Source organism: Streptomyces sp. NPDC001401 (assembly GCF_042895385.1).
Lineage (GTDB): Bacteria > Actinomycetota > Actinomycetes > Streptomycetales > Streptomycetaceae > Streptomyces.
In genome coordinates this window covers 648,592-668,097 of sequence record NZ_JBIAWI010000003.1, presented here as the reverse complement: position 1 = coordinate 668,097, position 19,506 = coordinate 648,592, and the positions used below count along the sequence as shown (strand labels likewise).

At 69.5% G+C, this 19,506-nt stretch carries 14 protein-coding genes; 10 read left to right on the top strand and 4 right to left on the bottom strand.

What is annotated here, in order from left to right; all coding sequences use genetic code 11:
- Nucleotides 1-9: 9 nt before the first annotated feature.
- Genes pqqC through ACFY10_RS14945 form a run of 8 tightly spaced genes read left to right on the top strand, consistent with a single transcriptional unit; the run spans nucleotide 10 to nucleotide 11,578 of the window.
- On the top strand, nucleotides 10-744 hold the full coding sequence (gene pqqC / locus ACFY10_RS14980; protein ID WP_390665497.1) for a pyrroloquinoline-quinone synthase PqqC: 735 nt from the start codon (nucleotides 10-12) through the stop codon (nucleotides 742-744).
- Entirely contained in the window at nucleotides 741-995 is a 255-nt protein-coding gene (gene pqqD, locus ACFY10_RS14975) for a pyrroloquinoline quinone biosynthesis peptide chaperone PqqD (RefSeq protein ID WP_390665496.1), read from the top strand. The genes pqqC and pqqD overlap by 4 nt, the downstream gene beginning before the upstream one ends.
- Nucleotides 992-2,068: a pyrroloquinoline quinone biosynthesis protein PqqE gene (pqqE, locus tag ACFY10_RS14970; protein ID WP_390665495.1), complete on the top strand. Its 1,077-nt coding sequence runs from the start codon at nucleotides 992-994 to the stop codon at nucleotides 2,066-2,068. The genes pqqD and pqqE overlap by 4 nt, the downstream gene beginning before the upstream one ends.
- Nucleotides 2,065-3,258: a glycoside hydrolase family 105 protein gene (locus ACFY10_RS14965; RefSeq protein WP_390665494.1), complete on the top strand. Its 1,194-nt coding sequence runs from the start codon at nucleotides 2,065-2,067 to the stop codon at nucleotides 3,256-3,258. Before pqqE ends, ACFY10_RS14965 begins: the two co-directional genes overlap by 4 nt.
- A gap of 4 nt (nucleotides 3,259-3,262) precedes the next feature.
- Nucleotides 3,263-4,051 (top strand): heparin lyase I family protein, encoded by a 789-nt coding sequence (locus tag ACFY10_RS14960; RefSeq protein WP_390665493.1) that lies wholly within the window; start codon nucleotides 3,263-3,265, stop codon nucleotides 4,049-4,051.
- A gap of 11 nt (nucleotides 4,052-4,062) precedes the next feature.
- Nucleotides 4,063-7,290: a glycosyl hydrolase family 28 protein gene (locus ACFY10_RS14955; protein ID WP_390665492.1), complete on the top strand. Its 3,228-nt coding sequence runs from the start codon at nucleotides 4,063-4,065 to the stop codon at nucleotides 7,288-7,290.
- Nucleotides 7,287-9,536 (top strand): alpha-galactosidase, encoded by a 2,250-nt coding sequence (locus ACFY10_RS14950; RefSeq protein ID WP_390665491.1) that lies wholly within the window; start codon nucleotides 7,287-7,289, stop codon nucleotides 9,534-9,536. Before ACFY10_RS14955 ends, ACFY10_RS14950 begins: the two co-directional genes overlap by 4 nt.
- 11 nt (nucleotides 9,537-9,547) lie before the next feature.
- The gene (locus tag ACFY10_RS14945; RefSeq protein ID WP_390665490.1) at nucleotides 9,548-11,578 is read left to right on the top strand and encodes a PQQ-dependent sugar dehydrogenase; all 2,031 of its coding nucleotides are present in this window, start codon (nucleotides 9,548-9,550) and stop codon (nucleotides 11,576-11,578) included.
- 18 nt (nucleotides 11,579-11,596) lie between these two features.
- Here the strand turns inward: ACFY10_RS14945 and ACFY10_RS14940 are convergent, their stop codons facing one another.
- Together ACFY10_RS14940 and ACFY10_RS14935 are read right to left on the bottom strand one after the other, a co-directional pair.
- Nucleotides 11,597-13,423 (bottom strand): AMP-dependent synthetase/ligase, encoded by a 1,827-nt coding sequence (locus ACFY10_RS14940; protein ID WP_390665489.1) that lies wholly within the window; start codon nucleotides 13,421-13,423, stop codon nucleotides 11,597-11,599.
- Nucleotides 13,424-13,665: 242 nt separating this feature from the next.
- Nucleotides 13,666-15,174, bottom strand: coding sequence for an MFS transporter (locus ACFY10_RS14935; RefSeq protein WP_390665488.1), 1,509 nt, complete (start codon nucleotides 15,172-15,174; stop codon nucleotides 13,666-13,668).
- Between the two features lie 121 nt (nucleotides 15,175-15,295).
- Here ACFY10_RS14935 and ACFY10_RS14930 point away from each other — a divergent pair, with 121 nt between their 5' ends.
- Entirely contained in the window at nucleotides 15,296-16,276 is a 981-nt protein-coding gene (locus tag ACFY10_RS14930) for an Lrp/AsnC family transcriptional regulator (protein WP_390665487.1), read from the top strand.
- Here ACFY10_RS14930 and ACFY10_RS14925 read toward each other — a convergent pair.
- Nucleotides 16,273-17,145 (bottom strand): LysR substrate-binding domain-containing protein, encoded by an 873-nt coding sequence (locus ACFY10_RS14925; RefSeq protein WP_390665486.1) that lies wholly within the window; start codon nucleotides 17,143-17,145, stop codon nucleotides 16,273-16,275. The genes ACFY10_RS14930 and ACFY10_RS14925 overlap by 4 nt on opposite strands.
- Before the next feature lie 190 nt (nucleotides 17,146-17,335).
- On the opposite strand from ACFY10_RS14925, the gene ACFY10_RS14920 reads away from it, so the two are divergent.
- Nucleotides 17,336-18,358 (top strand): bile acid:sodium symporter family protein, encoded by a 1,023-nt coding sequence (locus ACFY10_RS14920; protein ID WP_390665580.1) that lies wholly within the window; start codon nucleotides 17,336-17,338, stop codon nucleotides 18,356-18,358.
- Here ACFY10_RS14920 and ACFY10_RS14915 read toward each other — a convergent pair.
- Nucleotides 18,294-19,505, bottom strand: coding sequence for a DUF4185 domain-containing protein (locus ACFY10_RS14915; RefSeq protein ID WP_390665485.1), 1,212 nt, complete (start codon nucleotides 19,503-19,505; stop codon nucleotides 18,294-18,296). The two genes, ACFY10_RS14920 and ACFY10_RS14915, sit on opposite strands and share 65 nt — an antisense overlap.
- Nucleotide 19,506 lies beyond the last annotated feature (1 nt).

Genomic DNA, 19,506 nt, shown 5'->3' with positions numbered 1-19,506 from the left:
GACCGCACCGTGACCGCGACACCCCTTCGTGCCGACGGCGCCACCGTCTTGGGAACCGCCGAGTTCACCGAGCGGCTGCGCGCCGTCGCCGCGAAGCGCTACCACGACCGCCACCCCTTCAACCTGCGGATGCACCGCGGCGAACTGAGCCCGCCGGAGCTGCGCCGCTGGATCGCCAACCGCTTCCACTACCAGCGCCACATCCCCGTCAAGGACGCCCTGATCCTCGCCCAGCTGGACCGGCCCGAGCTGCGCAGGTCCTGGCTGCGCCGTATCCAGGACCACGACGGCACGGCCGACGGGGAGGGCGGGATCGAGCGCTGGCTGCGCCTCGGCGAGGCGGCCGGCCTGCACCGCGACGAACTGTGGGACGGCTCCCGGGTGCTGCCCGGCGTGCGCCTGGCGGTCGACGGATACGTCAACTTCTGCCGCCTGCACCCCGCGCTGGACGCGATCGCCGCATCGCTGACGGAGCTGTCCGCACCCGGCCTGATGCGCACCCGTATCGCCGCCTTCGAGCGGCACTACCCCTGGATCGACCCCGACGGCCTCGCCTACTTCCGCACCCGTATCGGCCAGGGCGGCCGGGACGGGGCCGAGGCTCTCACCCTGGTCCTCGACCTCGCCCGCACCCGCGAACAGCAGCAACGCGCGCTGGCCGCACTGGAGTTCAAGTGCGACGTGCTGTGGTCGCTGCTGGACGCGGTGGACGGGGCGGGCGCGGCGGACGGGAGCGGGACATGAGCTGGCGTCCGGCTCTCTCCCGCGGTGTCGTCCTGCGCCACGACCGGGTGCGGGACACCGATCTGCTGCTGCTCCCGGAGCGGGTGGTCGTGCTGCGGGGCAGCGCGGGCCCCGTCCTCCGCCTCTGCGACGGCACGCGCCCGGTGGACGACATCGTCGCCGAGCTCGGCGCACGGTATCCCGGCGCGCCCGTCGCCGACGAAGTCCCCGACTTCCTCGCCACGTTACGGAAGGAGGGCTGGCTCAGATGACCGTGGACGCCCCCTGGGCGCTGCTCGCCGAACTCACCCACGGCTGTCCGCTGCGCTGCGGATACTGCTCCAATCCCGTCGAACTGGTCGGTCGGTCAAGGGAGTTGGATGCCCAGCAGTGGTCCGATGTGTTCCGGCAGGCCGCCGACCTGGGTGTCGTGCAGACACACCTCTCCGGCGGCGAACCCCTGCTCAGACGCGATCTGCCCCGTATCGTCGAGGCCGCGGACACCGCAGGCCTCTACACCCAGCTGGTCACCAGCGGGGTGGGCCTGAGCGAGCGGCGCATGGCGGAACTCGCCGCGGCCGGGCTGCGCAGCGTGCAGCTCTCGGTGCAGCACGCCGATCCACGGGCCTCCGAGCGCATCGCGGGCGCCCGCTCCTTCGCGGCCAAGGAGCGCGCCGCCCGGCTGATCCGCGCCTCCGGTCTCCCCTTCGGCCTCAACATCGTGCTCCACCGCGCCAACCTCGGCGCCCTCGACGACCTGATCTCCCTCGGTCTGTCGTGGGGCGCCGACCGCATCGAACTCGCACACACGCAGTTCCACGGCTGGGCCCTGCACAACCGCGCGGCCCTGCTGCCCACCCGCGAACAGGTCGAACAGGCCCGCGCCTCGATCTCCCGCTGGCGTGAACTCCTCGATGGAGCAGTGGAGTTGGTGTGGGTCGCCCCGGACTGGGTGGACGCCACCGCGAAACCCTGCATGGGCGGGTGGGGTGCGCTCTCGCTCACCGTCGCCCCGGACGGCACGGTCCTGCCCTGCCCGGCCGCGGCCGCCCTCCCGGACCTCGACCCGCCGAACGTGCGCGAGCGTCGACTGGCCTGGATCTGGCGGGAGTCGAAGACCTTCAACGCCTACCGCGGCGAGTCCTGGATGCCCGAGCCCTGCCGCGGCTGCGCGCTGCGTGACACCGACCACGGCGGCTGCCGCTGCCAGGCGTACGCCCTCACCGGCGACGCCGGCCGCACCGACCCGGCCTGCCGGCACGCCCCCGACCACCACCTCGTACGCGATCTCGTGCAGGGGCCGCGCGGCGACCTCGCGTACGTCTACCGAAAGGGAGGAACATGAGCCCCAGACGTCTGCGGACGGCACTGACGACCCTCGCCCTCGTCACCGCCGGCCTGGTCACCCTGCCGGCGGCGACACCGCCTCCGACCGCCGCTCCCGCGTCCGCGCCCGCACACCGTCCGGCCGCCGCCCCCGACTGGTCCGTGGCCGTCGTCGACTCCACCACGGCCCGCTACACCCCGAGCACCATCGGCGGCTGGTCCTACCCGGTCGGCCTCTACCTCTACGGCCAGTACCTCACCTACAGGCGCACGCACGACGCCCGCTACCTCACGTACATCAAGAACTACGTCGACCGCTTCGTGAAGAGCGACGGCTCCATCGACCAGTCCTTCAACAACCTGGACAGCATGCAGGCCGGCCGGCTGCTGGTGATCCTGCACCACGAGACCGGCCAGGACCGCTACCGCAAGGCCGCGAAGAAGATCCTCGACCGTCTGGCCACCTACCCGCGCACCGCCGACGGCGGCTTCTGGCACGCGGACACCTCCAGCCGCGCCCACCAACTCTGGTCGGACGGCGTCTACATGGTGAACCCGTTCCTCGTCGAGTACGGCAAGGAGTTCGGCGACAGCGCGTACACCGACGACGAGGCGGCAAAGCAGCTCTACGTCTACGGCAGCCATCTCCAGGTGGCGAACGGTCTGCTCAGGCACGCCTACGACGAGTCGAAGAGCGCGAGCTGGGCCGACCCGCAGACCGGGCTCGCCCCGGAGCACTGGTGCCGCGCGGTCGGCTGGTACTCCATGGCGGTCGTCAACGTCCTGGACGCGATCCCCGCGAACCATCCGCGCCGGGCCCAACTCCTCGGCATCTTCCGGAAGTTGGCGGCGGGCCTGGAGAGGTACCAGGACCCGGCGACCGGACGCTGGTTCCAGGTGATCGACAAGGGCGGCCGGAGCGACAACTGGACCGAGACGTCCTGCTCCAGCATGTTCACCTACGCCCTGTCGCGCGGAGCCCAGCAGCACTACCTCGACCCGCACTACGCGGACGTCGCCCGCCGCGGCTACCAGGGCGTGCTGGCCAAGCTCTCGATCGGCCCGGACGGCCGCACGAACCTTGCCGACATCTCCATCGGCACGAACGTCGGCGACTACGCGTACTACGTCGCCCGCACCCGGGCCACCAACGACTTCCACGGCCTGGGCGCCTTCCTGATCATGAACGAACAACTGCGAGGTGATTAGTGTCATGAGCACATCCAGAAGGGTGGTGCTGGGCGCGGCTCTGGGCGGCGCAGCCACGGCCGCGGTCGGCCTCCCGGCCACCACCGCTCACGCCGCCTCCTGGCAGCAGAAGTGGGCACCGACCGCGAGCGGCGACGGCCTCGGCGCCTTCGAGACGGTCGAGGACGACCGCGCCGACTCGCACCCCGCCGGTCATCCGCACATCTTCGCCACCGGCAACAACTGGCGCTTCAACATGCACACGGTCGACCGCGACACTTCGACGGACCGCCAGCGCCAGGAGGTCACCGGCCTGCGCAACGGCAGCGGCAGCAACTACCTCAAGTGGACCGAGGGCCAGACCTGGCGGGTCACGTACTCGATGTACATTCCGAGCTCGCTGAAGGCGACCACCACCTTCACCCACATCATGCAGATGAAGCAGCCCGGCAACGGCACCTCGCCGATCGTCGTGCAGTCGCTGCGCCGGGTGAACGGCAAGCAGACCATCGAGCTCAAACTCGCCATCGACGACATCCTCGTCGGCCGCACCGACCTGGACCCGCTGCACGACAAATGGACGGACGTCGACTTCCAGATCAAGGTCGGCAACGGCTCGGCGGGCTCGGTCCGCTGGATCCTCAAGTCCGGCGGCTCGACCGTCGTCGACGCCTCGAAGACCGGCGTCGACACCTTCCTGGACGACCGCGTGCGCCCGAAGTGGGGCATCTACCGCTCCCTGGGCGACACCTCCGGGTCCCTGCAGGACACCTACCTGCTGCTCACCAACCTCCGCGGCTACCAACTCGTCTGAGAGAGCATCACATGAGACCCCCCACCGCACAGCGGCAGGGGGCGGCGGCGATCGTGTTCTTCGTCATCGCCGTCGTCCTCGGACTCGCCCACCCCGCCGCGCTCGCGGCCCCGAAGACCACCCCACGCGCCGCCGCCGTCTACGACGTCCGTGACTACGGAGCCAAGGCGGACGGCTCCGCCAACGACACCCCGGCCATCAACAAGGCCATCACGGCGGCGAGTTCGGCCAGTGGCGGCGGCATCGTCCGCTTCCCCGCCGGCGCCTACAAGTCCAAGAACACCATCCACATGAAGAGCCATGTGACGCTCCAGCTCGACAAGGGCGCCACGCTCCAGGGTTCCGGCGCGGACACCTACGACAAGGCTGAGTCCAACCCGTACGACGCCTACCAGGACTACGGGCACAGCCATTTCCGCGACGCGATGATCTACGGCGACAGGCTGACCGACATCGGCTTCGTCGGCCAGGGCGCCATCGACGGCATGGGCAACCTGATCACCGGCAACCCGAAGTCCGGCGAGGCCGACAAGATCATCTCGCTGACGCGCTGCGACGGACTCCGCATCGGTGACGGCCTCACGCTGCGCCGCGGCGGTCACTTCGCCGCGCTGATCAACGGCTGCAAGAACGTCACCTCGGACCATCTGACCATCGACACCGCGAGCGACCGCGACGGCTGGAACATCATCTCCACGACCGACGTCACGGTGACGAACGCGAACATCAAGGCCAACGACGACGCGCTCGTCTTCAAGAGCGACTACGCCCTCGGCGCCAAGCTCGCCAACGGCCACGTCCGCGTCAACGACTCCTCTCTGTCGGCCCGTTGCTGCAACGCCCTGATGTTCGGCTCCGAGACCTGCGGAGACTTCTCGGACTACCAGTTCGAGAAGATCCGGATCGACGGCGCCGACAAGTCCGGCCTAGGCATGGTGTCGATGGACGGCGCGAAGATCTCCGACGTCCACTACCGCGACATCACGATGGCGAACGTCCACTCGCCGATCATGGAGAAGCTCGGCACCCGGAAGCGATGCGGCAACAGTCCCGGTGTCGGATCGATCAGCGACGTCACGTACGACAACATCACGGCCACCGGCAACAGCCCGTCCTTCAGCCCGACCCTGTGGGGCGAGACCGGCCACCGGATCGAAGGCGTCACCTTCAACAACGTCAACATCACCGTGCCCGGCGGCAACGGCACCATGTCCACCGGAGTTCCGAGCAACGACCCCAAGGACTACAACCCGAAGGCCATCGGTACCCGGCCGGCCTACGGCTGGTACCTGCACAACGCCGACAACGTCCAATTCACCCACAGCTCGGTGAAGTTCGCCGCAGATGACGGCCGCCCCGCGGTCATCGCCAACGCGGCGAGCGGCCTCCGCTTCACCGACTTCACCGCCCAGCACGGCTCCGACTCGCCGTACGACATGGGCTTCCAGAACGTGGACGGGTACTGCCTGACCGGGGTGACGCTGCGCGTGTCGAGCAGTGGATCCACCGAGAACTGCGCGAGCGCCGTACGGCCCCTCGACCTGGAGAACCCCCGCCAGGACTTCCTCCGAGCCTCCGTCGGCGGGCTCTTCCTGCACTGGGGCCTGCGCACCGCACCCGCCCACACCAGCTGCACCGCCTGGGAGAACGACGTCACCAACGGCGGCTGGACACCGGACTACTGGGTGAAGGAGGCGCAGAAGCTGCACACCCAGTACCTCGTCCTCGCCACCTTCCACAGCCGCCTCGGCTACGCCCGCCCCTGGCCGTCCAAGATCCCCGGCTCCTGCTCCACCGAACGGGACTTCCTCGGCGAGCTGATCACCGCCGCCAAGGCCAAGGGCCTGAAGGTCATCCTCTACATGACCGACGACCCCAAGTGGCACGACGAGGGCGGCCACGAGTGGCTCGACTCGGCCGCCTACTCCGCCTACAAGGGCAAGAACGTCGACCTGACCACCCGCGACGGCTTCGGGCAGTTCAGCTACGACAACTTCTTCGAGGTCATGGACCGCTACCCCGACCTCGGCGGCTTCTGGATCGACAACGACAACGCGTACTGGGAGAGCCACGACCTCTACCGGCAGATCTACCAGAAGCGCCCCAACTACACGCTCAGCAACAACAACGAAGACACGCCGATCATGGACATGATCAGCAACGAGCAGAAGACGGGCATGACCCCGTCGTACGACTACCCGCAGGCGATCTACACCGCCCAACCCCGCCTGACCGAGGCCGACTTCAAACTGCCCTCGACCGGCGCCTGGTGGTACGACGGCTCCGACCCGGCCGTCGACAAGAAGCTCACCCTGGGCCGGCTGATCACCAACGCCGGCTCCTCGGTCAAGGCCCTGATGGCCGAAACCGCCCAGGTCAACGGCAAGTTCCCGGCCAACCAGGCAGCCTTCAACAACTTCGCCGACTCCTACCTCGCGCCCATCTGGGGGTCCCTGCACGGCACCGAGGGCGGCGGCTACATGTACGGCGGCCTCAAGCCCGGCTTCTGGAACGACGGGGCGCACGGTGTCACGACGGTCAGCAAGAGCGACCCGAACCTGCAGTACGTCCATGTCCTGACCCCGCCCAGCACCAGCACCCTGCGCATCCGCGACAACGGCTACCGCATCGCCTCCGTCACCAACCTCCGTACGGGAAAGGCGGTTTCGTGGTCGCAGTCCGGCGGAGTGCTGACCCTGACCGGGCTCGGCGACTGGGACCCGTACGACACCGTCTTCAAGGTCACCACCGCCGGCCGCCAGGGCATCCTCACCGGCGTCAAGGTGACCGCGAGTGCCTCCGCGAGCGAACATGCCGGGGCGGCCGCGGGCGACGGCGACTACCTCACCTACTGGGACAACAACAAGACCCTGCCCGTCAACCTCACCTTCGACCTCGGCTCGGCCAGGAAGGTCCAGTACATCGGGCTCAACCAGCGCGAGGACTCCGTCGCCTACGCCCGCTCGGACACCGAGCAGTCGGCGCGGATCAAGGACTACAAGGTGTATGTCAGCAACGACGGCTCGAACTGGGGGAGTGCGGTCAAGACCGGGCAGTTGCCAAGTCGCCGTGGAATCCAGGGCATTGACCTGACCGCGGCCAACGCCCGCTATGTGCGCCTAGAAGTCGACTCGACCTGGGCCGCCTCCACCGACACGACACGTTACAAGCGGCTGCGCGTCGACGAGGCGTGGATCGGCACGTCCTACGCGACGCCCGCGAACGGGGGACAGTCATGAACCGGTTCAGATCACTCACGGCCGCGGTGGCCGGCCTGCTCACCGCCGCGGCGGTGCCGCTCGTGGGCACCGCCCACCCCGCGGCCGCATCGGACAACGGCCAGTCCGTCCGGCCCGCCATGGGCTGGAGCAGTTGGAGCTTCGTGCGCCGGCAGCCGACCGAAGCGAAGATCAAGGCGCAGGCCGACGCGCTCGTCGCCGGCGGCCTGAAGGACCACGGCTTCGTCTACGTCAACCTCGACGACTTCTGGCAGAAGTGCGACTCCAACGGCTTCGCCGTCGACTCCTACGGGCGGTGGGCCGTCGACACGGCCAAATTCCCGTCCGGCATCAAGGCGCTCGCCGACTACGTCCACTCCAAGGGCCTGAAGTTCGGCTTCTACGTCACGCCGGGCATCGCGAAGAACGCGGTACTGAAGAACACGCCGATCGAAGGGACCTCGTATCACGCGAAGGACATCGCGGACACCTCGAAGACCGAGAAGAACTACAACTGCAAGAACATGTACTACATCGACTACTCCAAGCCGGGCGCGCAGGAGTTCGTGAACTCGTGGGCCAAGCAGTTCGCCTCCTGGGGAGTCGACTACCTGAAGATCGACGGTGTGGGCAGCCAGGACGTCCCCGACGTCCGGGCCTGGGACAAGGCGCTCCGGGCGAGCGGACGGCCCATCAACTTCGCGCTCTCCAACAACCTCCCGATCGCCGACGCGTCCACCTGGCGCAAGCTGGCGAACAGTTGGCGCACCCAGGGCGACGTCGAGTGCTACTGCGGGCCCGGCTCCAACGGCAGCGGCTATCCGCTCACCGACTGGTCGCACGTCTCGGCCCGCTTCAACACGGCCGCGTCCTGGCAGCCGTACGCAGGGCCCGGCGGCTGGAACGACCTGGACTCGCTGGAGATCGGCAACGGCGACCAGGCGGGCCTGACGGCCGACCAGCGGCGCTCGCACTTCACCCTGTGGGCGATGGCAGCCTCCCCGCTGCTGCTCGGCACCGACCTCACCCACCTCGACTCCGTCGACAAGGCGATGCTCACCAACGACCGGCTGATCGGCGTGGACCAGGACGGGGTCGCGGCGAAACGCGTTGTGAACAGTGGTGTCAAGCAGGTCTGGAGCAAACGCGAAAACAGCGGCGCCTATGTGGTCGCGCTGTTCAACACCGGTACGTCCGGCAGCACGTCGGTCGCTGTGAACTGGTCGCAGGTGGGTTTCACCGGCTCCGGTGATGTCACGGACCTCTGGTCCGGCTCGCACAAGGGCGTGATCGCGGACTCGTACAGCGCGACGCTGCGGCCGGGCGAAACACGGCTGATCCGTGTGAACCCTGTCAACGCCCTCAGGACGGCCGCCGCCTCACCCGGCTTCGCCGTCGCCCCCTACGAGTACCTCGGCTGGGGCAACCCGCCCAGCCCCACCTCGGTGATGTCGGCGACCGGCGTCAAGTGGTTCACGATGGCGTTCATCCTCTCCGACGGCACCTGCAACCCCAAGTGGGACGGCTCGCGCCCGCTGACCGGCGGCAACGACCAGTCCAAGATCAACGCGATCAGAGGGGCCGGCGGTGACGTGATCGTCTCCGTCGGCGGCTGGAGCGGGGCCAAGCTCGGCGAGAAGTGCACCAGCGCCTCCGCGCTGGCGGGGGCCTACCAGAAGGTGATCAACGCCTACAAGCTGAAGGCCCTCGACATCGACATCGAGAACACCGAGTGGTCGAACGCCACCGTGCGACAGCGCGTCGTCGACGCGCTGAAGAAGGTGAAGGCCGACAACCCCGGCCTCAAGACCGTCATCACCTTCGGCACGACGACGTCCGGCCCCGACTCCACCGGCGTCGACATGATCAAGCGGGCCGCGAACTCCGGCCTCGCGAACGACGTCTGGTGCATCATGCCGTTCGACTTCGGCGGCGGCTCCACCAACATGGGCACCCTGACCACCCAGGCCATGGAGGGCCTCAAGGCACGGGTCAAGTCCGCGTACGGCTACAACGACGCCACCGCGTACGCCCACATCGGCCTGTCGTCCATGAACGGCAAGACCGACGACTCCGGTGAGCGCGTCCGCGTCGCCGACTTCAAGACCATGCTCGCCTACGCCCAGCAGCACCACATCGGGCGCCTCACCTACTGGTCCGTGAACCGCGACCGGCCCTGCGGCTCAGGCACCGACGGCGACTCGTGCAGCGGTCTGTCGCAGCAGCCGTACGACTACCTCAAGGTCTTCGCCCAGTACACGGGCTGAGGGGAACATCCATGAATCTCAAGAGAGTTCTGCCGTACGGCCTCACCGTGGCCCTCGCGTTGCCCCTCGCCGGCCTGAGCCAGGGCACCGCGCTCGCCGCCACTGACTACCAGGCCGAGGACGCGACGGTCGCACAGGGCACCGTGGCCACCAACCACACCGGCTACACGGGCACCGGCTTCGTCGACTACACCAACGTCAAGGGCTCCTATGTGGAGTTCACGGTCAGCGCGGCCTCCGCGGGCACCGCCTCGGTCACCCTGCGGTACGCCAACGGCACCGCCACCGACCGCCCGATGGACATCTCCGTCGGCGGCACGGTGGTCGCCTCCGGCGTCTCCTTCCCGGCCACCGCCGACTGGAACACCTGGGCCACCAAGAGCGTCAACGTCCCGCTGGCCGCGGGCACCAACAAGATCCGCGCGACCGCCACGACTGCCAACGGCGGCCCGAACCTCGACCGCATCAGCATCGGCACGGCCGCCGACACCCAGGCCCCCACCCGTCCCGGACAGCCCAGTTGCTCCGACATCGGCGAGGACGGCCTCACCCTGGCCTGGGGCGCCTCCACCGACAACGTGAGCGTGACGGCGTACGACATCTACGAGCACGGCAACAAGATCGATGAGGCGCCCGGCAGTTCGACGAGCAAGGCACTCACCGGCCTTGCGCCCAACACCACTTACAACCTCACCGTCATCGCCCGCGACGCGGCAGGCAACACCTCGTCCGCCAGCCCCGTCGTCGACTGCACCACCAAGCCCAGCTCCGACACCACCCCGCCGACGAAGCCGGGCACGCTCTCGGCCGCCAACGTGACCGCGAACAGCGCCGAGTTGACCTGGGGCGCCTCGACGGACGACCGGGCGGTCGTCGCGTACGACGTGCGCAGTGACACCACCGTCTACAAGTCCGTCACGAGCGGTACGTCGACCACGCTCACCGGGCTCGCCTGCAACAGCCCGTACTCGCTGAACGTCGTCGCCCGTGACGCGGCCGGCAACGTCTCCCCGGAGAGCAACACCGTCACCTTCACCACCAAGGCCTGCGCCACCGACGGCGGCGTCCCGTCCTCCATCTCCACCCTGTCCTCGGGCTGGACGATCCCCTGGGGGACGTACTGGATGCCCGACGGCCAGACCGCACTGATCACCGAGCGGGACGACTTCCGCGTCTGGAAGGTCACGAAGGCAGGGGCGAGGACACAGGTCGGTACCGTGCCCAACGCGGTCACCACCAACGGCGAGGGCGGTCTCCTCGGCGTCGCCGTCGACCCCAAGTGGGAGACCAACCACTACGTCTACTTCATGCACACCGCGTCCGAGGGCAACCGCGTGGTGCGCATGACGTACGACGGCACCCAGCTCAGCGACTACAAGATCCTCCTCCAGGGCATCAAGAAGAACCGCTACCACAATGGCGGCCGCCTCGCCTTCGGTCCCGACGGCTACCTCTACGTCTCCACCGGCGAGGCCCAGACACCCGACCTCGCACAGGACAAGAACTCCCTCAACGGCAAGATCCTGCGCATGACGACGGACGGCAAGCCGGCCCCCGGCAACCCGTTCGGCAATTACGTCTACAGCCTCGGCCACCGCAATCCGCAGGGCCTCGCCTTCGACCGCAACGGCCGCCTGTGGGAAGCCGAGTTCGGCAACAGCTCCAAGGACGAACTCAACCTCATCAAGCCGGGCGCCAACTACGGCTGGCCGATCTGCGAGGGCAGCTGCAGCACCGCCGGCATGACCAACCCGAAGGCCACCTGGAACGTCTCCGAGGCCTCGCCCAGCGGCATCGCGATCGTCCGCAACGTCGTCTACATGGCGTCCCTGCGCGGCGAGCGGCTGTGGCGGATTCCGATCAACGGGGACAACGAGAGCGTCGGCACACCGACCGCGTACTACGTCGGCACCTACGGCCGCCTGCGTACGGTCACCAAGGTGCCGGGCGCCGACCAGCTGTGGCTGTCGACCACCAACTGCGACAACAACGGCAACCAGCCGGACGGATCGGACAAGCTCTTCCGCATCAACATCAGTTGACGGACCGTCAGGACCGGCTCAGGCCCGGTAGAGCGCCTCGACCTCGTTGGCGTAGGCGTTCTCGATGGCCTTCCGCTTCAGCTTGAGGGACGGGGTCAGCAGACCGTGTTCCTCGGTGAACGGCTGGGCCAGTATCCGGAAGGTGCGGATCGACTCGGCCTGCGAGACGAGGGTGTTGGCGGCGACGACCGAGCGCCGCACCTCCGTCTCCAGGTCGGCGTCCCGCACCAGCTCGGCCGGCGACATCTGCGGCTTGCCACGCATCGTCAGCCAGTGCTCGACGGCCTCCTGGTCGAGGGTGACCAGGGCGGCGATGTAGGGGCGGTCGTTGCCGACCACGATGCACTGGTTGACCAGCGGATGGTCGCGGACGCGCTCCTCCAGCAGGCCGGGGGAGACGCTCTTGCCGCCGGAGGTCACGAGGATCTCCTTCTTGCGGCCGGTGATGGTGAGGTAGCCGTCCTCGTCGAGGGAGCCCAGGTCGCCGGTGGCGAGCCAGCCGTCGTGCAGGGTCTCGTCGGTGGCCTTCTGGTTGTTGAGGTAGCCCTGGAAGATGTTCGGGCCGTTCAGCCAGATCTCGCCGTCGTCCGCGATGTGCACGGTCATGCCCGGGATGGGCTGGCCCACCGTGCCGTAGCGGGTGCGCCCGGGAGGGTTGGCGGTCGCGGCCGCCGTCGACTCGGTGAGGCCGTAACCCTCGTAGATCTGCACGCCCGCGCCCGCGAAGAACAGTCCGAGCCGCCGGTCCATGGCGGAGCCGCCCGTGATGGCGTTGCGGATGCGGCCGCCCATCGCGGCCCGCACTTTGGAGTAGACGAGCTTGTCGAACAGCTGGTGCTGTACGCGCAGCCCAGCCGAGGGGCCGGGACCGATGCCCCAGGCCTTCGCCTCGACGGCGTCCGCGTATTTCACGGCGATCTCGACGGCCTTTTCGAACGGCCCGGCCTTGCCTTCCTTCTCGGCCTTGCGGCGTGAGGCGTTGAAGACCTTCTCGAAGATGTACGGCACCCCGAGGATGAACGTCGGCTTGAACGCCTGCAGATCGGGCAGCAGGGCGGCCGCGTTCAGCTGCGGCTGGTGACCGAAGCGCACCCCGCCGCGGATGGCGGCGACCTCCACCATTCGCCCGAAGACGTGCGCGAGCGGCAGGAACAGCAGGGTCGACGCCTCGTCACCCTTCTTGGAGTGGAAGACCGGATCCCAGCGCTCGGCGACCGTGTCCGCCTCGTACATGAAGCTGCCGTGCGGGATGACGCAGCCCTTGGGGCGGCCCGTGGTGCCCGAGGTGTAGATGATCGTCGCGGTCGACTCGGGGGTGACCGCCTGGCGATGTCGGTGCACCACGTCGTCGTCGATGTACGCGCCCGCGTCGTACAGCTCCTGCACGGCGTTGTTGTCCAGCTGCCACAGCTGGTGCAGCTGCGGCAGCCGGTCGATGACGGTGGCGATCGTCATCGCGTGGTCCTCGTGCTCCACGATCGCCGCCGAACACTCGGCGTCGTAGAGCATCCAGAAGCACTGCTCCGCGGACGAGGTGGGGTAGATCGGCACCACCTGGGCGCCGATCGTCCACAACGCGAAGTCGAACAGCGTCCACTCGTAGCGGGTACGGGACATGATCGCGACGCGGTCGCCGAAGCGGATGCCCCGGGCCAGCAGCCCCTTGGCGAGGGCCAGCACCTCGTCCCGGAACTCCGCCGAGGTCACATCACGCCACTGCCCTTGGTCGTCCTTGCGGCCGAGGCTGATGTGCAACGGGTCTTCCTGGGCACGCTCGAAGACGACGTCGGCCAGGCCGCCCACCGGCGGTGACAACGTCAACGGAGGGTTGGTGAACTCGCGCAAACCCCGCTCCCCGCTCCTCAGTGCCCGATTTAGTGCTACTCCGCACAGGGCGTGAAAGCTACCCCACACGGCGACAGGGCGGGAGGGGGGCCGAATCCGAGCAGTGTTCAGGTACACGCTGGTCACGGCCGGAAAATGCGCTCACATCCGGAAGGGTCGGACAGAAAACTGACGGTTGAGTAAGTTTCGGTCCCGTAATCTCCACCGAATCTGTACGACCTGTTTCCCGGCCCAGACGCACGTCAGCGGCCTCGTCCGAGGGGCACCGTCCTCTCCTCTGTCAGCGTCGGAGCGGAGGATTCCGTTACTTCCGTCCGGTTCGGGCGCACCGTCCTGACCAGGACGATCACCAGCGCTCCGGCGGCCGTCGCGGTCAGCCCCGCCACCACCGCCGCCGTGTTGAGCCCCGAGGCGAACGCCGACCGCAGCGCATGCTCGGAGAAAGGCCTACGCAGGGCACCGGCCGCGCCGCCCGCCAGGGCGTGGGCCGCGTCGTGCGGCAGCGTGCTTTGCATGCCTGACGTCAGCACGGTGCCGTAGACGGCGATGCCCAGCGCGTACCCCAGCTGCCGGAAGGTGTTGACGGCGCCGCCCGCCATCCCGGCCCGCTCCGGCGGTACGGCGGCCAGCGCAGCGCCCGCGATACCGGGCGCCACCAGCCCCGTACCGACACCGATCAGCACCAGCCCCGGCATCAGCACGGACGCCGTCGACCCCGCGTCCAGCCCCGTCGTGCAGAACTGTCCCGAGCCGACCAGCAGCAGACCGCCCCCGACGGTGATCCGCGTCGGCACCCCGTGCAGCAGCCGCCCGCCGGCCGCCGCCACCACGAACGCCGACAGCGACATCCACAGGAACACCGCACCGCCGCGCACCGGGCTCATCCCGAGCAGCGACTGCATCCATATCGAGTCGTACGCCATGAGACTGAACGCCCCCGCGTTGAAGGCGAGCGCGCCCACCATCACGACGGAGAACCGGGGGTTCAGGAAGAGCCGCGGATCCAGCAGCGGGTCGGCGCCGCGCCGCTCCACGGCGACGAAGCAGACCAGCGCCACCACGGCCGCCGCGAACGTGGCGAGGGTGCCCGTCTCGCCCCAGCCGTGCTCCCCGGCCCGCACCGCGCCGTAAGTCAGCCCGCCCGCGAAGGCCGCGAACGTCACCGTGCCCGCCCAGTCGATGCGCCGATCACGCGAGCCGTGCGACTCCGGTACGACCTTCAGCGTCAGCCACACCGCGGCCACGCTCACCGGCAGATTGACGTAGAAGATCCACCGCCAGCCCGGCCCGTCCGTCAGCACCCCGCCGAGCACCGGTCCCACCGCGGCCGCCGCGCCGCTGACCGCGCCCCACACGCCGAGCGCCACCGAACGCTGTTTGCCCTGATAGACGGAGCCCAGCAGCGGCAGTGTGGTCGCGAGCATCGCGGCGCCGCCGAGGCCCTGCAGTGCGCGCGAGGCGACCAGCATCCCCGGCCCGCTCGCCAGCCCGCACAGCAGCGAGGCCGTCGCGAACACCACGACACCCACGACGTGCACCCGCCGCCGGCCCAGAACGTCGGCCGCGGCGCCCGTCCCCAGCAGCAGTGCGGCCAGCGCCAGCGCGTAGCCGTCCATCACCCACTGCAGATCGCTCAGCGACGCGTGCAGCGACCCGGCCATGTCCGGCAACGCGACCACCGCGATGGTCACGTCCAGCAACAACATGAACGTGCTCAGGCACACCGCCGTGAGCGGCCCCCATGTACGCATGTCCTCAACTCCCTGTGCTTCGTGTACGTCGGACGCGTATGTCTCCGTACGATGGGGGGTGCGCGGCAGATCGCAACGGAAGTCAGGCACCCTGCGACGGAATCCGACGGGAGTGGGCCGGATGGAGATGGAATCCGATGTCTTCGACAAGCTCGACCTACAGCTGCTGAGCGCGCTGGAGGTCAATGGCAGGGCCTCCTTCAGCCGGATCGGCGCCGTGCTCGGCGTCTCCGACCAGACCGTCGCGCGCCGCTACCGGCGGCTGTGCGCCGAGGGCGGCCTGCGGGTCGTCGCGGTCCTGGACAGCGACGCGCTCGCCCTGGACCACTGGACGCTGCGGCTGCGCTGCGTCCCGGACAGCGCCGAGACCATCGCGGAGGCGCTCGCCAAACGGCCCGACACCAGCTGGATCGGGCTGGCCTCCGGCGGCACCGAGATCGTGCTCGGCACCCGGCCGCGCAACGCGGGCGACCGCGACGACCTGCTGCTGGGCAAGCTCCCGCGCACCCCGCGGCTGCTGGAGATCCGCGCGTACCAGAAGCTGCACCGCTTCTTCGGCGGCCCGCAGGGCTGGTTGGCGAAGTTCTCGGCGCTCGCCCCGGACCAGATCGAGGCCCTCACCCCCGATCCCGTGCCCGACCCGGGTCCCGCCCGGATCGACCCGGAGGACGAGCCGCTGCTCGCCGTACTCGAGCGCGACGGGCGCGCCACCTACCCCGAGCTCCAGCGCGCCACCGGCCGCTCGGAGTCCGCCGTCAAGCGACGCCTGGCCACTCTGATCGCCTCCGGGGCGATCTACATCGACTGCGAGTACCACCCCGAGACCGTCGGCCACCCCTTGATGGCGGCCCTCTGGCTCACCGTCGCCCCCGCCGCTCTCCACTCCGTGGGCGAGGCCCTCGCCACCCACGCCCCGATCGCCCATGTCTCCGCGACCGCGGGCCCCACCAACGTCACGGCGACCGCGGTCGTCAGAAGCACCTCCGACCTGTACGCCTACCTCAGCGGCCCCCTCGGCCAGCTGGAAGGTGTCCAGCACGTCGAGGCGACGCCGTACCTGCGCAACGTCAAGCAGCTGACGTACCGGCCCAGGCCCCGCTAACCACTGCGCCTGCGCTGCAACCGGTCCCCGCCCGCCAGGATCGTCGCCGCCAGTGCGTCCGCCGCGGTCTGGGCCGAGGTGCGGCGGGTGCCGTGGACCAGGACGAAGTCGACGCGGCCGAGTTCGGGGAGGCCGAAGCGGTCGGGGACGCGGACCAGGCCCGGCGGGATCAGGCCGCGGGAGTGCGCCATGACGCCGAGGCCGGCCCGGGCCGCCGCGATCAGGGCGCTCAGGCTGCCGCTGGTGCAGGCGATGCGCCACGGCCGGCCCTGCCGCTCCAGCGACTCGAAGGCGAGGGCGCGTGTGATGCCCGGCGGCGGGAACACGATCAGCGGCACCGGCCGGTCGGCGTCCAGGCGCAGCCGCTCCGCACCGATCCACACCAGCTCGTCGTGCCAGACCAGCTCGCCCCGCGGGTCCTCCGGGCGCCGCTTGGCCAGCACCAGGTCCAGCTTCCCGGCGGCCAGTTGCTCGTGCAGGGTGCCCGACAGCTCGACCGTCAGCTCCAGGTCGACCTCGGGATGGTCGTGCCGGAAGCCCTCCAGGATCTCCGGCAGGCGGGTCAGCACGAAGTCCTCCGAGGCGCCGAAGCGCAGCCGGCCGCGCAGCCGTGTGCCGGTGAAGAACGCCGACGCCTGCTCCTGCACCTCCAGGATCCGTCGCGCGAACCCGAGCATCGCCTCTCCGTCCTCCGTCAGCTCCACGGAGTGGGTGTCCCGGGAGAACAGCTGGCGCCCGGTGGCGTCCTCCAGGCGGCGAACGTGCTGGCTGACGGTGGACTGCCGCAGCCCGAGCCGCCGGGCGGCCTGCGTGAAGCTCAAGGTCTGGGCGACCGCCAGGAAGGTGCGCAGGTGGGACGGGTCGTACATGGAGACAACGGTAGCTGCTTATCGCGGATCGCGATGGCAGTCAGAGCGGTATGACGGATTCCCGATCGACCTCCGGAGGAGGACAATGAACGGGGGCCCTCCGGCCCTCGACCGATACCGGGCAGACCCCGGACCGCCGACAGCGACAAGCAAGTGGAGCACCGTGAAACGCCTGCAATGGCCGAGTTGGATGCCGATCGACCCGTACATCCTGCTGCTGCTCGGGACGGTGGGCCTGGCGGCCCTCTTCCCGGCGCGCGGGGCGGCGGCCGATGTGGCCTCCGGTGCCTCCACGGCGGCGATCGCCTTCCTCTTCTTCCTGTACGGCGTCCGGCTGTCCACGCGTGAGGCGCTGGACGGTCTCAAGCACTGGCGGCTCCACGTCACGGTCCTGGCCTGTACGTTCGTCGTCTTCCCGCTGCTGGGCCTGGCCGCCCGCGGGCTCGTCCCGGTCCTCCTGACGCACCCGCTCTACCAGGGCCTGCTGTTCCTCACGCTCGTCCCGTCGACCATCCAGTCGTCGATAGCGTTCACGTCGATCGCCCGCGGCAATGTGCCCGCCGCGATCTGCGCGGGCTCCTTCTCCTCCCTGGTCGGCATCGTCATCACTCCGCTCCTCGCGGCCGCCGTCCTCGGCAGCAGCGCCGGGGGGTTCTCGGCCGACTCGCTCGTCCAGATCGTGCTGCAGCTGCTGGTGCCGTTCCTCGCCGGGCAGGTCCTGCGCCGCTGGATTGGGGGGTTCGTCACCCGGCACAAGAAGGTCCTCGGCCTGGTCGACCGCGGCTCGATACTCCTCGTCGTCTACACCGCGTTCAGCGAGGGCATGGTCCAGGGCATCTGGCACCAGGTGAGCCCGCTGCGGCTGGGCGGCCTGCTGGTCGTCGAGGCCGTGCTGCTCGCCGTGATGCTGGCCCTGACCTGGTACGGCGCCAAGGCGCTGCGCTTCGGCCGCGAGGACCGCATCGCCATCCAGTTCGCCGGCTCCAAGAAGTCCCTCGCCTCCGGACTGCCCATGGCGAGCGTCCTGTTCGGCGCACACGCCTCGCTGGCCGTACTGCCGCTGATGCTCTTCCACCAGATGCAGCTGATGGTGTGCGCGGTGATCGCCAAGCGCCGCTCGCACGACGCCCTGGCGGACGCCGGCGAGGTCACCGTGCCCGCACCAGCCGCACCGTCACGAACCGCGGTCGGTACAGGGTCACGTTCGCGTTGATGCTCGCCGAAGCGCCGGTCGTCTCCAGCCAGTTGACGTCGTAGCTCAGCACCAGCCGCCCGTCGCCGCTCAGTTCCGGATGCACCTGCGGGTTGTACGCGGCGACGCCTGCCGTCGGCAGGGAGGGGCTGAAGTTCCTCGTCGGGCCGTGCCACGGCCCGCTGGGGGAGCAGGCCCAGTACGAGGTCACGGTGGTCAGCCCCGCCGTCCCCGCGGCCATCGTGAACAGCACATACGTCCCGCCCACCCGCACCACCGAGAACGCGCTGCCCACCTTCGCCCCGCTCACCGGTCTCGGCCGGACACCCCACCCCGAGCCGTCCCAGTACCGCCAGGCGGCCGCGTCCACGAGCCGTCCCTCGGGCACCCGCGCCACATACGCCGACGAGGCCGGCCGGGACGCGGCCTGCCCGTCGTCGCCGCCGAAGACGTACGTCCAACCACCCCTGTCCACCAGCGTCGTACCGAACAGGATCCGACGCGACGGATCGGGCACCAGGCTCTGGTCGAGCACCTTCACGACCGACTCGACCCGCAGATCGGGCAGGGAGAGCGTGGCGACCTCGGTCGCGGTGGGCATCCCGTAGATCCACGGGGACTGCCCGGCCGCCCGCACCCACAGCAGCACCCGGACGACCTTTTCGGACGAGCCGGGGGAACGGGGCTCGACCCGGGCCGCGACCGGCCAGCGCCACTGGTTCGGGGCGGGGTCGGGGAAGAGCGGGGTGGGGAGAGTGCTCTGCAGGCGGCCCTTGCCGTCCATCACCACGGCCGAGTTGCGCACCAGCGGGGCCGTCGTGTCCCGCCAGGCGTACGACTCGCCGACCGGGTTGGGCGGACGGTGCACCTGCCCGAGATAGGTGTCCGAGAACAGCCACAGCACCCGCCCGTCCGGCAGCCGCACCGAATGGGTGCCGTCGCCGCCGGTCCAGTCGTCGGTACGGGTCGCGTCGTCGCCGTAGCGGGCGAACTCACCGGTCAGACGCTTGTCGGCCGACCACGAGGCGACCGTGTGCGGTGTACAGGCGCCGCCCTCCCGTTGACCGCGGTCCGGGAGGGCGGTGAGCAGCACGGCCCCGAGAACCAGGGCCAGCAGCAGGCCGAGGCCGGTTCCCGTCCGCTGTCGTGCTCGTGGGTCGTCGGGCACC

Coding starts and splice junctions, on each gene's coding strand:
- pqqD (WP_390665496.1), top strand. CDS start 741: ATGAGCTGGCGTCCGGCTCTCTCCCGCGGTGTCGTCCTGCGCCACGAC.
- pqqE (WP_390665495.1), top strand. CDS start 992: ATGACCGTGGACGCCCCCTGGGCGCTGCTCGCCGAACTCACCCACGGC.
- ACFY10_RS14965 (WP_390665494.1), top strand. CDS start 2,065: ATGAGCCCCAGACGTCTGCGGACGGCACTGACGACCCTCGCCCTCGTC.
- ACFY10_RS14960 (WP_390665493.1), top strand. CDS start 3,263: ATGAGCACATCCAGAAGGGTGGTGCTGGGCGCGGCTCTGGGCGGCGCA.
- ACFY10_RS14955 (WP_390665492.1), top strand. CDS start 4,063: ATGAGACCCCCCACCGCACAGCGGCAGGGGGCGGCGGCGATCGTGTTC.
- ACFY10_RS14950 (WP_390665491.1), top strand. CDS start 7,287: ATGAACCGGTTCAGATCACTCACGGCCGCGGTGGCCGGCCTGCTCACC.
- ACFY10_RS14945 (WP_390665490.1), top strand. CDS start 9,548: ATGAATCTCAAGAGAGTTCTGCCGTACGGCCTCACCGTGGCCCTCGCG.
- ACFY10_RS14935 (WP_390665488.1), bottom strand. CDS start 15,174: ATGCGTACATGGGGGCCGCTCACGGCGGTGTGCCTGAGCACGTTCATG.
- ACFY10_RS14930 (WP_390665487.1), top strand. CDS start 15,296: ATGGAGATGGAATCCGATGTCTTCGACAAGCTCGACCTACAGCTGCTG.
- ACFY10_RS14925 (WP_390665486.1), bottom strand. CDS start 17,145: ATGTACGACCCGTCCCACCTGCGCACCTTCCTGGCGGTCGCCCAGACC.
- ACFY10_RS14920 (WP_390665580.1), top strand. CDS start 17,336: ATGCCGATCGACCCGTACATCCTGCTGCTGCTCGGGACGGTGGGCCTG.